Raw genomic sequence first — 15,480 nt, forward strand, 5'->3', positions numbered from 1 at the left:
AAAACGATGTCAGATCCACTTACTTCCTCAGCACTTGGCTCTTCAACACAGGGCCCGTTTCGGCTGGAGCGGCACGGCCCGCTGGCCGAGCTGGTGCTGTCGCGCCCGGCCCGCCACAACGCCTTTGATGCCGACCTGATGCTGGGGCTGCTCGACTGCCTCGATGATCTGGCCCATCTCCATGGTCATGATCTCGCCGAACGCCCTCACGCCCTGCTGCTACGTGCCGAAGGCAAACACTTTTGCGCGGGCGCCGATCTCAACTGGATGCGCAATCTGGCTCACGCCGATTTCGAGCACAATCGCGAAGACGCCCGGGTACTGGCGCGGCTGATGCAGACCCTCGATGAGCTTCCCTTCCCTACGGTGGCGCTGGTGCAAGGGGCCGCCTACGGCGGGGCGCTGGGCCTCATCTGCGCCTGCGATCTGGTGCTGGCCAGCGACGATGCCCGCTTCTGCCTCTCCGAGGTGAGCCTGGGTCTGGTACCTGCGGTGATCAGCCCCTACGTGGTGCGCACCATGGGAATGCGTCAGGCGCGCCGCTACATGCTCAGTGCCGAGCCGTTCGATGCCATCACGGCCTGTCGGCTCAATGTGGCACACCAACTCTGCAAGCCGGATCAACTGCTGGCGGAGGGACGGGCGCAGGCCCTTCGTCTGTGCCGCAACGGGCCGGAGGCGATGAAAGAGACCAAACGACTGCTGGCGGCGATAGAGGCCCATCCTTCCCGCCTGCACGAAGAGAAAACCGTCGAGACCATCGCCCGGGTTCGGGTGGGGCTCGAAGCACAGGAGGGGATGCAGGCCTTCTTTGACAAACGCCCTCCCGCCTGGCGTCCCCGTTTCAAGGATGAGACATGACCCATCACACTCAGATTAAACGCCTGCTGATTGCCAATCGCGGCGAAATCGCCGTGCGCATCATCAAGACGGCGAAACGCCTCGGCATCCACACCATCGCCCTCTACTCCGACGCCGACGCCCATGCCATGCATACCCGTCTGGCCGATGAGGCCTGGCATCTGGGGCCCGCACCGGCCAGAGAGAGCTATCTCGACACCGGCAAGGTGCTGAAGATTGCCAAAGAGGCGCGCGCCGATGCCATCCATCCCGGTTACGGCTTTCTGTCGGAAAACAGCGATTTTGCCACCGCCTGCGAACAGCGCGGCCTGCGCTTTGTCGGCCCAAGCGGCGCCGCCATTCTCGCCATGGGCGACAAATCGGGCGCCAAGGCGCTGATGCAGGCTGCCGGCGTACCTGTGCTGCCCGGCTATCACGGCACGGATCATCGACCGGACTTCTTGCGCGATCAGGCGAGCCTGATTGGCTTCCCGCTGCTTATCAAAGCGGCCAGTGGCGGCGGTGGCAAGGGGATGCGCCGGGTCGATCAGCTGGCTGACTTTGACGAGTCGCTGGCGGCAGTCAAACGTGAAGCCAAGGCCGCCTTTGGCGACGATCTGGTGCTGCTGGAGCGCTATCTGCCCCGGGCTCGCCATGTTGAGGTGCAGGTCTTTGCCGATAGCCTCGGCAACGCCATCTATCTGGGGGACAGGGACTGCTCCTTGCAGCGACGCCATCAGAAGGTGATCGAAGAGGCGCCCGCCCCCGACATCCCTCCGGCTCTGCGCCGCGCCATGGGGGAGGCAGCCGTGGCCGCAGCCAAAGCCATCCACTATCAGGGGGCTGGCACCATCGAGTTCCTGCTCTGCAAGGATGAGTTCTTCTTTATGGAGATGAACACCCGGCTGCAGGTGGAGCATCCTGTCACCGAAGCGGTGACCGGGCAGGATCTGGTGGCCTGGCAGCTGGCCGTAGCCGAAGGCAAGCCGCTGCCACTCACCCAGAAGGAAGTGGTGCTGCGCGGCCATGCGGTGGAGGCGCGCCTCTACGCCGAGGATGTGGCGGCCGGTTTTCTGCCTGCCAGCGGGCCTATCCACTGGCTCCATTGGCCGGATGGCGTGCGCATCGACACTGGCGTCACCGCTGGCGATGAGGTGAGCCCCTATTACGATCCCATGATCGCCAAGCTGATCGCCCACGGCCAGAGCCGCACCGAGGCGTTCGCCAAACTGGCCGATGCGCTGGCGGCACTGGATCTCGGGCCGCTGGCGCACAACGGTCCTCTGCTGCTGCGCCTGTGTGAAGAGCCCGACGTCCTGGCCATGGGCCACCATACCCAGTGGCCCATCCCTACCACAGCACAACCCATTCCTGAGCTCGCCTGGCCGCTGGCCGCCCTCTGGCTGGCGAGCCGCCCTGCGGGCACCTCCCCCTGGCAGCAAGCCTGCGGATTTCGGCTGGGGCCGGATCGCTGCTGGACAGCGGCGGTGCGCATCGGTGATGAACACCGGGTATTGACCCTTAACGATCATGGCGGCCAGTTTGAGTGGCAAGGGGAGACTCATTGCTACCAGAGAGGTGACGATAATATCCGGCTGCAGCAGGGTGGCGGCTGGCAACAGATCCCCATTCAGACGGTCGCAGGCTCGGAGGCAGCCTTCATCATGACCCTGGGGGGCCAGCGCATCCGCTTCGCGGCCGATGATCGGCAGCACAGCCACCACCATGAGCAGGCAAACGAGAAGGCGCAGGGCGCCATCGCCCCCATGCACGGCATCGTGGTAGCCGTGCTGATCGAGCAGGGGCAAACGGTTAGCAAGGGGCAACCCCTGCTGGTGCTGGAGGCGATGAAGATGGAACACCAGTTGCGTGCAGAGCGGGACGGGGTAATTGAAGCCCTGCAGTGCAAACAGGGCGAGCAGGTAAGCCAGGGAACCGTGCTGGTGCGCTTTGCCGAAGAGATTGCCACACAGGAGGAACACCCATGAACCGATCACAGGACGTCCGTGACGACAGGGTCAGTCTGGTGGAGATGGGGCCGCGAGATGGCCTGCAAAATGAAGCTGCGCCCCTCTCCCTGGTACATCGGCTGGAGCTGATCCAGCGCCTTACCGACAGCGGCCTGCAACGCATCGAGGTGGGAGCCTTTGTCTCTGCCAAAAAAGTGCCGCAGATGGCGGACTCCGCAGCGCTGTTCGAGGCACTGCCGCGCAAGGGCTCAACCCGTTACGGCGCTCTGGTGCCCAATCTGCAAGGCTTGCAGGCAGCCATTGCCGCCCGCGCCGATGAGATTGGCCTCTTCACCGCCTGCTCCGACGGTTTTACCCGCGCCAATATCGGCATCAGCGTGGAGGAGTCGCTGGTGCGCTTCGCCCCGCTGGTGCAGGAGGCGCGCCGCCTTGGCATCAAGGTGCGTGGCTACCTCTCCACCGTCATCGCCTGCCCGTTTGATGGCCCGACCCGCCCGAAACGAGTCGCCGCCATGGCCGAACAGTTACTGGATCTCGGCTGCCACGAAATTTCGCTGGGGGACACCATCGGCGTCGGCACTCCGGGCACGGTGGCCCCCATGCTGGATGCGGTGCTGCACGAGATCCCGGCGGGGCGACTCGCGGTCCATTTTCACGACACCTACGGTCAGGGGTTGGCCAACCTGCTACCCGCGCTGGAGCGTGGCATTCGCACCATCGACTGCTCGGTGGCGGGGCTTGGCGGCTGTCCCTATGCGCCGGGCGCCTCTGGCAATGTGGCGTCAGAAGAGGTGGTCTACCTGCTACACGGCCTTGGCATGACGACGGGGGTGGATCTCGACAAACTGGCGGCCACCGGCCAGTGGGTGAGCGAGCAGCTCGACCGCCCCAATGGCTCGCAGGTCGGTCAGGCCCTGCACGCCAATGCCGAGCGGCTGCGTGCCCGCCTCTGCCAGCCACACGCCCAGCAACAGGAGTCATGACCATGTCCCGTTCCCTGCCCGGCAAGGAGATCACCTACAGCATCTCGGAGCTGGCCCACGAGTTCGATGTCACGCCGCGCACCATCCGCTACTACGAGGATGAGGGGCTGCTCACCCCGCTGCGGGAGGGGCAAACCCGCATCTACAGCCATCGGGACAAGATCCGGCTCAAGTTGACCCTGCGCGGCAAACGGCTGGGGTTTAGCCTGGCCGAGATCCGCGAGCTGTTCGATATGTACGACACCGACAAATCGAGCAAAACCCAGCTCCACTCCATGATCCAGCTGATCGAGGCAAGACGCGGCGCCCTGCGCCAGCAACTGGAGGATATCCAGATGGTGATGGCCGAGCTGGAAGCCGCCGAACAGCGCTGTGTTAATTCCCTTAACAGCTTGAAAACTGGCGCAGATTAACCGAATCTGGGAGCAAGCTATTGCCTTGGGGATCCCATGAGATATTGGTGCTGGTTTTTGCTCTTGTTCAGCCTCTCTGGCTGGAGCCATCCCTTCATCAAGGTTGGTGGATACCCCTATGCCCCCTTCGTGGTCAAACTCCCCAATTCCCGCTATGAAGGACTGACCCTGGAGCTTATCGACCAGCTCAATGCCGTACAGAAAGAGGTGACCTTCGTCTTTGTCCCCACCTCGGCCGCCAACCGTTACAAGGCGCTCGATCTGGGCCGTTTCTCGCTGATGCTGTTTGAAGACACCAAGTGGGGCTGGGACACAGATAAATTCAAGATGACAGCACCCTTCCTCGGTGGTGGCGAGGTCTATGTGGCCCTGAACAAAACGGGTCGGGATCAGCGCTTTTTTGACGATCCTGCCAGCCATCACCTCATCGGGGTGACCGGCTACCACTACGGCGTTGGCCAGTTCAATGCCGATCCTCTCTACCTGCAGCGCAAGCTCAATATCACCCTGGTCAAAGACAATATCAGCGCCCTGCAAGCGCTACTCAAAGGACGTGGCGAGGTAGCCATTCTCAACGTTTCCTACCTTAACCAGTATCTGCTGGCCCACCCCGACACCGCCGACCAGCTGCTGATCTCGCAAAAATGGGATCAACAGTATCAACACCGAGCCATCCTTCACCCTGAGGCCCCCATTACCCCTGCCCAGCTGGAACAGTGGCTGGCTGCGCTGCAACAAAAGGGTGAACTGGATCGCCTTTGGACAAAGTACGGCGTACAACAGCACGCAACCCCATGATTACTATCCAGCTTTTCTGTACCATGGCGGGAACCAAATGGGAGTGCACCAAATGAACACCACCGAGCCCGCGTCCCCCAAGCTCCGCTTGCTGCGCTACCTTGCCTACGCTTTCCTGCTGCTTCTTATCCTGATGACCCTGCTGCTGTGGCAAACCCCCCGTCTGGTCCAGCGCTATCTGCCCGGCTGGCTGGCTGAGCACTATGGCCTGCAACTGACGCTGGGAGAGATTGACGTAGGGCTGCGCAACCCTTCTCTCACCCTCGGCGCGACTGCCCTGCTCGATGCCAAGCAGCAGCCCATCATCCGTTTTGAGCAGCTCTTTATCACCCCCGACCTGCAAGCCAGCTGGCAGCAGAAAGGGGTCGTGCTTTCCGCCGTCACCCTGACCAAACCCATGGTGCTGCTGCAACGGCTGACAGACAAAAAAGGGGATGTTCGACTCAATCTGACCGATGCGCTGGCCACCCTGCTCACCCCTGCGCCCTCCCCCGAGCCCGAAACAGCCAGCGCCCCGCTGCTGGTCGATATTGCCAGCGTCAATGTCACTGACGGGCATGTGCGCTATCAGGATCAGCGCAAGGAGAGCGAACCCGGCTGGTTGCCGCCCCTCAATCTGGAAAAAGTGACCCTCAAGCTCGATAACCTGCGCACCGAGGCAAATCACCCGACCGCCTATCAGCTGAACGCCGCCATCAACGGCAAAAGCAGCCTCGCTGCCCACGGCAAACTCGATGTGATGAGCGGCATGGGTCAGGGTAAGGTGAGCCTCAAGCAGGTCGACCTGAAACCCTTCGCCCCGCTCTGGGCACCCTATCTCAAGCTGGATCTGGCCAAGGGCCACGCCAATGCAGAGCTGGAGTACCAGCTTAAAGAGGGCAAGCAAGGGGTACTGTGGCAATTGTCCAAAGGCAAGCTGACGCTGGACAACTGGCAGCTTAAAAAACACAAGGGCGACGAATTTGCCCGCTTCGGCCAGTTGGCCCTTAGCGAGCTGGCGGTCGATGGCCAGAAACAGTCGCTCCAGATCGGCAAGGTGACCCTGCAACAGCCCCTGCTCAAGGCCACCCTCAACCCACAGCAGGAGCTTGATCTGGCTGACTTGCTGATTGAACAGGCTCCCGCCAAGCCCGTCAAAGGGGCCCACGCCGCAAACGAGGTGGCCAACAATGCGGCGCCCAAGTCGGCACAACAAGCAAAAACAGCCGGTAACAGCAAGAAGCACGGGGCAGACAAACCCTGGCAGTGGCAGATCAAGCAGATCCTTATCGACAAGGGCGATCTCACTCTCACCGAATCGAGCAGCGGCAAACCGCAGGCACGCCAGCTCTCCGGCCTCAAGCTGGCGTTGGGGCCACTGGGCAGCAAGGGGGAGCAACCGAGCAAACTGACTCTGGCCACCCACTTCAACCAGAGCAGCCCCCTCGCCTTTGATGGCCAACTGACCCTGACTCCTTTCACCTTAAGCGGCGACATCAACCAGCAGGGGCTGCCCCTGACGCTGGCACAGCCCTATCTGGCCGATCTGGTACGCATCAAGGTGCAAAACGGGCTGCTGAGCAGCAAGACCCGCCTTGATCTCGCCACCACCGCCCAGGGAGATCTGAGCAAGCTGACCCTGCAGGGGGGGCTCGATATCAACGGGCTCAAAGTAGTCGATCGGGCAGACAATCAGCGGCTGCTGGAGTTCAACACCCTGGCTCTCACCGGTCTGACGTACGACGGCATCAGCCAGCAGATGCGGATCAAGGACATTGCTCTGAACAAGCCCTTCGCCCGCATCGAGATCAACGAAGATGGCACCACCAACCTGCAACAGCTGCTGTTGCCACAACCGGCGGCAGCAAAAAGTACTGAAGCAAAGGCAGGCAGCAAGGCTCCCGACTTTCGTTTCACCATTGACCAGCTGCGCACCGAGCAGGGCAACCTGCGCTTTGCCGACCGCAGCCTGAGCCAAGATTTTGTGGCCGATATCGCCTCGCTGGGCGGCCAGAGCCGTCATATCAGCAATATTCCGGGGCAACGCTCCGATCTCGCCTTCAACGGCAAGGTGGATCGCTATGCGCCAGTGACCATTCGCGGCGGTACCAACCTGCTGGTGGCCAACCCTATCCTCGACATCGCGGTCGCCTTCCACAACCTAGAGCTCACCACCTTTACCCCTTATTCGGGCACCTATGCGGGTTATGCCATCGACAAGGGGCAGCTCTCCATGAAGCTGCACTACAAGCTGGAGGGCAACCGGCTGGAGGGAGATAACGACATCACCATCAAGAAGCTGCAACTGGGCGAGAAGATCAAGAGCGATCAGGCCAAGGATCTGCCGCTGGGGCTGGCCATCGCCCTGCTGAGCGATGCCAACGGGGTGATACAGATGAACCTCAAGGTGAAGGGCGATCTCGATCAACCGGACTTCAGCATCGGCAATATCTTCTGGGATGTGCTGGGCAACACACTGAGCAAGGCGATCACCTCCCCCTTCTCCCTGCTCGCCTCGCTGGCCGATGGCACCGAAGATCTCGACGAACTTCCCTTCCTGCCGGGGGATCCCGATCTCACCCCCACCCAGCAGGAGAAACTGGTCAAGCTGGCGCAGGCCCTCAAGGATAGACCCAAGCTCAGCATGAACATTCGCGGCAAGGTCAACTTCAACGAGGAGCGCCCCATCCTGCAACGGCAAAAGCTGGAGCGGGTACTGGCCAAGCTCACCGGCAATCAGGCGGATCTCGACCTGCTGGAACAGGACTCAGCCCTGCAAGAGGCGCTGGCCCAGGCCTATGAAGAGCGCTTTGGCGAAGATCTGGATGATCTGGCGGACCGCCTCCATCTGAATGAAGAGAGCGCGGCACTGCGGGCCCAGGCGGTGATCCTGCTGCGGGATCAGCAGCTCATCACCGCCAAATCCCTGCGCAATCTCGCCATGCGCCGGGCGCAAAATACCAAGGAGTTTCTGGTCGACAGCCAGGGGATCGCCCCGGAGCGGCTGTTCGTGCTCGACAGCCAGGTCAAGGAAGAGGACAAGGAAGCCAAAGTGATCCTGACACTGGATCAGTGACGCCGCCGCACTTCGTAAAAAGCGTAATAAAAATACAACCCCTCAACTATTTTGACACCTTTTGCTCACCAAACAGCCTGCCTTGGTGAGCATTTGGCCTCTGATGCAAATAATCACGTAGTTTTTTTACGATTTATCCCCCTTGCCCCCTTGCGGGCGCGCCGCAGCCTGCCTAAAATCGCGCGTCTTTTGTTAACCCCCACCTCTATTTTTGGAGAACGCCACGTGAGCGAAAAATTGGCCAACCCTGCCCCTCTGGGTCTGATGGGTTTCGGTATGACCACCATCCTGCTGAACATCCATAACGCAGGTTTCTTCCCCATCAGCGCCATGATCCTGGCCATGGGCCTGTGCTACGGCGGCATCGCCCAGATCATTGCTGGCATCATGGAATACAAGCGTGGCAACACCTTCGGTGTGACCGCGTTCACCTCCTACGGCCTGTTCTGGCTGAGCTTGGTTGTCCTGCTCGTCATGCCGACCATGGGTCTGGCCGAAGCCACTCCGCACGCCTATATGGGTTGGTATCTGCTGATGTGGGGCATGTTCACCCTGTTCATGCTGGTTGGCACCATCAACTACCCGCGCGCCAAGCAGTTCGTGTTCGCCTCCCTGACCGTGCTGTTCTTCCTGCTGGCCGCCCGTGACTTCACCGGCAGCACCCTGATCGGCACCATCGCCGGTTTCGAAGGCATCATCTGTGGCGCCAGCGCCATCTACCTGGCCATGGCCACCGTTATTAACGAGCAGTTCGGCCGCACCGTGATGCCAATCGGCGATCACAAGAAAGCCGCCGCAGTACAGCTGAAAGCCGCTGCCTGATAGGCAAGCCACTCAGATTGTGAAAAAGGCACCCTCGGGTGCCTTTTTGCTATTTCGCAAAGCTGACGTTCCTGCGCACACATTTTCCCTTTTCAGCCCTACATCCGGATATCCGTCTCTAGCTATTCGGCACTCCTGACACACCCATTTGTGGATATATCCATCAACTAAATAAGGCTCTCACGGGCCACCACAAGGGATGCAGTTTGTTATTCGGTATGAAGCCGTATGATCACTCCCTTTTGTTGGCAACTGTCAGGTGAATACCATCTCCATACAAGTAATTAAAATCAAAGTGCCGACCAAGTTATCGGTACTTTTATCTCCCTATGTAAGTTAAAAATTCACTGCGGCGTTAAATCTAATATCCCAGAGGTCAAGGTCCTGACGCCCGATACTGTAATAACCGGTGATAACTTCAAAACGCTGATGACGCTGAGGGGCTACCGCCAGTGCAATCCGTGCAGATCCACTCCACGGAGTCGTACTTTCCATTGTCAGATTTTCATTCAGGATCTGACCATCATTGGGACGCTCAATATCATAACGAACCCCAAGACGCAGGGCCGGTATAATTTGAACACCATCGGTTGTGGTGAAAATACGACTGATATCCCCTGATGCTTCACTGGTGGCATATTCAAAAGAGTTTTCATTAACCCGCAATGTCACGTTATAAATCTGGTTTGCATAAGGCAATGAGCCTGTGTAATCAAACGCATCGGATTTATTGTGACTGTAAAAGAGGGCAAGCTTGGGCCGCAGCAGATATTCACCAACATCGTAGCCACCGGTCAGGTTGGCTGAGATCAACCCGGTCGTTGTCTTGAAACTCCCTTTAAGGACATCGAGTTCGGTATCGTTATCAGTTCGTCCCCATGCAGCCCAGCCATCCAGCAGCCAGTGCGTATCTAGCCTATAGCCGCCATATGGCCCAACAAAGAAGCTGTCCCCCTCATTTCGTACCGAACTGCCAAACGTGCCAAGGGAGGTTTTGCTATTGGCAAATGCAATACCGCCCAACCCGTCTTTACCAAGGGAGCTGTGTATACCGATCAAAAAGCTGTTGGCATGTCCGGATGTGTCTATCTCGTTACGATCATCGGAGACTCCGGTATGGCGTACATCAGTCCATACCTGCCACAACCCCTTTTGACTGGCAATATCTTCAAATTGGTCAAGCCCGACAACGACACGATCTGAAATACTGAGAGAGCCGCTCAAATAGCCCATCAAGGCATCTGCACTGATACTGGTCACAATATTGCGGATCGGGTCACTCCCACCACCGGTGCCACCATCACTACCACCATTGCTGCCATCCCCACCGCCGGTTCCGCCACCAGTTCCACCATTGCCGCCATCCCCACCTCCGGTTCCGCCACCACTTCCTCCATTGCTGCCGCCACCACCTCCGGTTCCGCCACCAGTGCCACCGTTACTGTCTCCCCCATCGATCGGGGGAATATTTGGAAATACCGGATTGGTCTGGTTTCTCGAATCGAGGAAGCAGTTGAAAGAACCATCCGCATTGAGGAGATCCAGTTTGTGAGTCCCGTTAAGGTCATCAAGTACTACAGGTGAGACACTCAAGTGCAACGACGCGCGGTTTGCATTCCAACTATCGATTTCAGATACCCCGGGAGCAGAGAGGCGAAAATTACCCCCGGAACCTGGACTTGAAAGCCATAGTGATACCGAATTGTCAGCCGAACGCCCAAGAAACTCTAGATGCTGCCCCGGTTGCCTGTTCGGGCAATCCGCCGCCCATGCTGTTGGTAAGCAGATACTGGTAAGGCAGCCAATTCCCAAAATACGTGAAATCATTATGTCCTCCTGACACTACGTTATCTCACTGACATCCTTGCATAACTTTTAGCATTACCCACTAACAGGTCACTCGATGCCATGGGTAAAGGAACAAATCAATCTGACAAGTTCAAATCGCAGACTATTTTAGTATCCACACTGTTTCTGGTCTCCTGTAATAAAATTCGTTTAGCGCCTGAATCGCGATGATTGATTAAATCAAACCACTTTAAAACGGCATTGTTTCCCAAATCAGCCAGCAAGTCATGACTTCGCCAGCCCCAGGTGACCGCTACACTCGGGGCTTTCTGACAGGTAGGCCAAGGGTATTCAGTTTATTTATGGCGCTGACATACGCCATGACTTCTCCCACTTGGCCGTTGTAGTTACGCAGACTGATTTTTCCCGCCAGCAACTGCTTGAACCGATACATTGCCGTCTCTGCCAGCGAGCGACGGTGATACCCCGATATCTTCTTCCAGTGCGCCAGCCCTTCCTTGCGCATTACCAGCACAGCCTCATTTCTTGGATGTCCCTTTTTCCAGAGTCCAGCGTTCTTGCGAGGCGGGATACAGGCTGTCGCCCCTTTGAGCGAGATAAGCTGATGGCTGGCTTTGCTGTCGTAGGCGCCATCCGCATAAACACGTCCCAGCTTACGCCGCAGAGGGTTGAGCAAGGTGGGCAACACCTCGGCATCATGGACATTTTCCAATGACACTTCTGCTGCCACGATATCGTGGGTTGCCGGGTCTACCGCCAGATGCAACTTGCGCCACACTCGCCGCTTCTCGGCGCCGTGTTTTCTGACCTTCCACTCGCCTTCGCCAAACACCTTCAGCCCGGTTGAATCGATAACCAGGTCGGTAATGCCTCCATTTGGGGGCTGTCGATAAGCCACTGTCACCGTGCGTGCTCGCTTGCTGACACAGCTATAGTCCGGCGCACACAGCGGTACGTTCATCAACTCGAACAGGGAGTCGAGTAGTCCCTGTGTTGCTCGCAGAGTGAGGTTGAAAATCCCCTTGAGCATCAGGAAGGTTGCGATGGTCTGGTCAGTGTAAAGCTGGCTGCGGCCCCGCCGCCCATGATGGTCGTGGTGAAACCAATTGTTCATGGCGGCGGCATCAACCCAGAAGGTGAGTGAACCACGGTTAATCAGGGACTTGTTGTATTGAGGCCAGTTGGTGATGGGGTGAAGCGACGTGCTCATGATGCAGATTTGAAGTGGATGCTGGTGATCAGATCACCAAGTTTTCAATTAGTTCCATTCAAACTGCATCAATTTGGGCAACAACGCCCTTTAAAACCCATAAAAAATGCCGCCCATCGGGCGGCATTTGTATTAGAGATAACGGGCTAACAGGAATTACCAGCCGGTTACTTCGCGCAAGGCCTTGCCGATATCGGCAAGCGACCGGACGGTTTTCACGCCAGCATCTTCCAGCGCGGCAAACTTCTCGGCGGCGGTACCCTTGCCACCGGAGATGATGGCGCCAGCGTGTCCCATCCGCTTGCCGGGAGGGGCAGTAACACCCGCGATATAGGAGACCACCGGCTTGGTGACGTGGGCCTTGATATAGGCGGCCGCGTCTTCCTCGGCGTTGCCGCCGATCTCGCCGATCATCACGATCGCTTCGGTCTGCGGGTCGTTCTGGAACATCTCCAGAATGTCGATAAAGTTGGAGCCCGGGATGGGGTCGCCACCGATACCGACGCAGGTGGACTGGCCAAAGCCCTCGTCAGTGGTCTGCTTGACCGCTTCGTAGGTCAGGGTGCCGGAGCGGGAGACGATGCCCACCTTGCCCGGCTTGTGAATGTGGCCCGGCATGATGCCGATCTTGCACTCACCTGGGGTGATAACGCCCGGGCAGTTGGGGCCGATCATCCGCACGCCGGTCTCTTGCAGCTTCACTTTGACATCCAGCATATCCAGCGTCGGGATGCCTTCGGTGATGGTGACGATGAGCTTGATGCCCGCGTCGATCGCTTCCAGGATGGCATCCTTGCAGAACGGCGCCGGCACATAGATGACGGAGGCGGTGGCGCCGGTTGCTTCGACCGCGTCACGGACGGTGTTGAACACCGGCAGGCCCAGATGGGTGGTGCCACCCTTACCCGGAGAGACGCCACCCACCAGCTGGGTGCCGTAGGAGAGCGCCTGCTCGGAGTGGAAAGTACCCTGACCGCCGGTAAAGCCCTGGCAGATGACTCGGGTGTCCTTGTTGATCAGTACGCTCATCAGTTGGCCTCCGCTGCTTTGACGACTTGCTGCGCGGCATCGGTCAGACTCTTGGCCGCAATGATGTTGAGGCCGCTCTCGGCCAGCTTGATACCACCCAGCTCGGCGTTGTTGCCTTCCAGACGGACCACGACGGGCACCTTGACCCCCACTTCCTTGACCGCACCTATGATGCCTTCCGCGATCATGTCGCAGCGCACGATGCCGCCGAAGATATTGACCAGCACCGCTTTGACGTTGCTGTCGGAGAGGATGATCTTGAACGCCTCGGTTACGCGCTCTTTGGTGGCGCCACCGCCGACGTCAAGGAAGTTGGCCGGCTTGCCGCCGTGCAGGTTGACGATGTCCATGGTGCCCATGGCCAGACCCGCGCCGTTGACCATGCAGCCGATGTTGCCATCGAGGGCCACATAGTTGAGCTCCCACTGGGCGGCGTGCGCTTCGCGGGGGTCATCTTGTGACGGGTCGTGCATCTCGCGCAGCTTGGGCTGACGAAACAGTGCGTTGGCATCGATGTTGATCTTGCCATCCAGGCAGTGCAGGTTGCCCTGCGCGGTGATCACCAGCGGGTTGATCTCCAGCAGCGCGAAATCGCAATCCAGGAACATCTGGCCCAGACCCATGAAGATCTTGGTGAACTGTTTGATCTGATCGCCGACCAGACCCAGTTTGAAGGCCAGTTCGCGGGCCTGATAAGCCTGCGGACCCACCAACGGATCGATAGCCGCCTTGTGGATCAGATGGGGGGTTTCGTGGGCGATCTTCTCGATATCCACGCCACCTTCAGTCGATGCCATGAAGACTACGCGGCGCGAACCACGGTCAACCACGGCGCCCAGGTAGAGCTCTTTGGCGATGTCGGTGCAAGATTCCACCAGGATCTTGGTGACCGGTTGGCCGTTGGCGTCGGTCTGGTAGGTCACCAGATTTTTACCAAGCCAGTTCTGGGCAAAAGCACGGATCTCATCCTTGCTCTTGGCCACTTTCACGCCGCCCGCTTTACCGCGGCCACCGGCGTGTACCTGGCATTTGACGACCCAGGTATTGCCGCCAATCTTGTCGGCCGCTTCGGCCGCTTCTTGTGGGGTAGCACAGGCATAACCTTCGGAGACCGGCAGGCCATACTCGGCAAACAGCTGTTTTGCCTGATATTCATGCAGATTCATAGATGCTCTATCCGTGTTGTAGGTATTTCCGTCCGGGGCTGGTGTTTCTCAATCCCCTGTGAATGGGGGCCTGGGCGGCCCCTCGTTATCTTTCAATCGCTCGGGTATTACTCAAACGTCCAGCAGCACATCCGGCTCGGGGCGCAAACCCCTTGCCCGGGTGCCACAGGCTTAGACGTCCAGCAACAGACGGGTCGGGTCTTCCAGCAGCTCCTTGACGGAGACCAGGAAGCCTACCGATTCGCGTCCGTCGATGAGACGGTGATCGTAGGAGAGCGCCAGATACATCATCGGCAGGATCTCGACCTTGCCGTCAACGGCCATCGGGCGATCCTGGATCTTGTGCATGCCCAGAATGGCGCTCTGGGGCGGGTTGATGATCGGGGTGGACATCAGGGAGCCGAACACACCACCGTTGGTGATGGTGAAGTTGCCGCCAGTCAGTTCATCCACGGTCAGCTTGCCGTCACGGCCCTTACCCGCCAGATCCTTGATGGCCTTCTCGATGTCCGCCAGGCTCATGTTGTCACAGTCGCGCAGCACCGGCGTCACCAGACCACGGGGGGTAGATACGGCGATGCTGACGTCGAAGTAGTTGTGGTAAACCACGTCATCACCATCGAGCGCCGCGTTTACTTCCGGATAGCGCTTGAGGGACTCCACCACCGCCTTCACGTAGAAGGACATAAAGCCGAGCTTGATGCCGTGCTTCTTCTCGAAGATCTCGCCGTACTGCTTGCGCAGATCCATGATGGGCTTCATGTTGACCTCGTTGAAGGTGGTCAGCATGGCGGTGGTGTTTTTCGCTTCCAGCAGACGCTCGGCAATGCGCTTGCGCATACGGGTCATCGGTACCCGCTTGTCGGTACGATCACCCAGCGGGGCAACCTTGGCTGCCGGGGCTGCAGTTGCGACCGGTGCGGCTGTCGCAGGCTGGCTCTTGGCCTTGATGAAGGCTTCCACATCATCCTTGGTGATGCGACCGCCTTTGCCGGTACCGGTCAGCTTGGTCACGTCGATGTCGTGCTCGCCAATCAGGCGGCGCACCGAGGGGCTCAAGCCATCGGCACCATCATCGGCCACCGCTTCAGCGGGTTTCTCTTTGGTCTCTTCACCGGCCACCGGAGCGGCGGTGAGGATGGCAATCAGTTGACGGGACAACACAGTCGCCCCTTCCCCTTGCAGAATATCCCCCAGCACACCGGCTTGCGGTGCCGGCACTTCCAGCACCACCTTGTCGGTCTCGATGTCGACCAGCACTTCGTCACGGGCGACCAGATCGCCCGGTTTTTTGTGCCAGGTGGCGATAGTGGCATCCGCCACTGATTCCGGCAGATCCGGTACCTTGATTTCGATAGTCATCCAATCAGTTCCTTTTTACTTCT

Annotated in this window: 12 protein-coding genes; 7 read left to right on the forward strand and 5 right to left on the reverse strand. The window is 59.0% G+C overall.

Annotated features, from left to right (window positions below):
* Positions 1-6 precede the first annotated feature (6 nt).
* The 7 genes from OKC31_RS16605 (at position 7) to OKC31_RS16635 (ending at position 8,881) form a co-directional block, all read left to right on the forward strand.
* Positions 7-861 (forward strand): enoyl-CoA hydratase-related protein, encoded by an 855-nt coding sequence (locus OKC31_RS16605; RefSeq protein ID WP_128835562.1) that lies wholly within the window; start codon positions 7-9, stop codon positions 859-861.
* The gene (locus tag OKC31_RS16610; RefSeq protein WP_270657243.1) at positions 858-2,828 is read left to right on the forward strand and encodes an acetyl/propionyl/methylcrotonyl-CoA carboxylase subunit alpha; all 1,971 of its coding nucleotides are present in this window, start codon (positions 858-860) and stop codon (positions 2,826-2,828) included. The genes OKC31_RS16605 and OKC31_RS16610 overlap by 4 nt, the downstream gene beginning before the upstream one ends.
* Entirely contained in the window at positions 2,825-3,793 is a 969-nt protein-coding gene (locus OKC31_RS16615; protein ID WP_270657244.1) for a hydroxymethylglutaryl-CoA lyase, read from the forward strand. Before OKC31_RS16610 ends, OKC31_RS16615 begins: the two co-directional genes overlap by 4 nt.
* A 2-nt stretch (positions 3,794-3,795) precedes the next feature.
* Positions 3,796-4,206 carry a MerR family transcriptional regulator gene (locus tag OKC31_RS16620; protein ID WP_270657246.1) on the forward strand — a complete coding sequence of 137 codons (411 nt, stop codon included), beginning with the start codon at positions 3,796-3,798 and terminating at the stop codon, positions 4,204-4,206.
* A gap of 36 nt (positions 4,207-4,242) precedes the next feature.
* On the forward strand, positions 4,243-5,004 hold the full coding sequence (locus tag OKC31_RS16625; protein ID WP_270657248.1) for a substrate-binding periplasmic protein: 762 nt from the start codon (positions 4,243-4,245) through the stop codon (positions 5,002-5,004).
* A 52-nt stretch (positions 5,005-5,056) separates the two neighbouring features.
* Positions 5,057-8,059: a DUF748 domain-containing protein gene (locus OKC31_RS16630; RefSeq protein WP_270657250.1), complete on the forward strand. Its 3,003-nt coding sequence runs from the start codon at positions 5,057-5,059 to the stop codon at positions 8,057-8,059.
* Between the two features lie 225 nt (positions 8,060-8,284).
* The gene (locus tag OKC31_RS16635; RefSeq protein ID WP_021230311.1) at positions 8,285-8,881 is read left to right on the forward strand and encodes an acetate uptake transporter; all 597 of its coding nucleotides are present in this window, start codon (positions 8,285-8,287) and stop codon (positions 8,879-8,881) included.
* A 336-nt stretch (positions 8,882-9,217) separates the two neighbouring features.
* Here the strand turns inward: OKC31_RS16635 and OKC31_RS16640 are convergent, their stop codons facing one another.
* From OKC31_RS16640 to odhB, 5 genes are all read right to left on the reverse strand, one after another.
* Positions 9,218-10,708, reverse strand: a complete 1,491-nt coding sequence (locus tag OKC31_RS16640) for an autotransporter outer membrane beta-barrel domain-containing protein (RefSeq protein WP_267512251.1) — start codon at positions 10,706-10,708, stop codon at positions 9,218-9,220.
* Positions 10,709-10,982: 274 nt separating this feature from the next.
* A complete protein-coding gene (locus OKC31_RS16645) occupies positions 10,983-11,900 on the reverse strand; it encodes an IS5 family transposase (RefSeq protein ID WP_270657252.1) in 918 nt (305 codons plus the stop codon).
* 156 nt (positions 11,901-12,056) lie between these two features.
* Positions 12,057-12,929: a succinate--CoA ligase subunit alpha gene (gene sucD / locus OKC31_RS16650; RefSeq protein WP_005333542.1), complete on the reverse strand. Its 873-nt coding sequence runs from the start codon at positions 12,927-12,929 to the stop codon at positions 12,057-12,059.
* A complete protein-coding gene (sucC, locus tag OKC31_RS16655; RefSeq protein ID WP_270657254.1) occupies positions 12,929-14,095 on the reverse strand; it encodes an ADP-forming succinate--CoA ligase subunit beta in 1,167 nt (388 codons plus the stop codon). The genes sucD and sucC overlap by 1 nt, the downstream gene beginning before the upstream one ends.
* Before the next feature lie 171 nt (positions 14,096-14,266).
* Entirely contained in the window at positions 14,267-15,457 is a 1,191-nt protein-coding gene (gene odhB / locus OKC31_RS16660) for a 2-oxoglutarate dehydrogenase complex dihydrolipoyllysine-residue succinyltransferase (RefSeq protein WP_270657256.1), read from the reverse strand.
* Between the last annotated feature and the right edge of the window lie 23 nt (positions 15,458-15,480).

Origin of the sequence: Aeromonas sp. Y293-4 (genome assembly GCF_027705905.1) — a bacterium.
In the GTDB taxonomy this organism is placed as follows: Bacteria; Pseudomonadota; Gammaproteobacteria; order Enterobacterales; family Aeromonadaceae; genus Aeromonas; species Aeromonas veronii.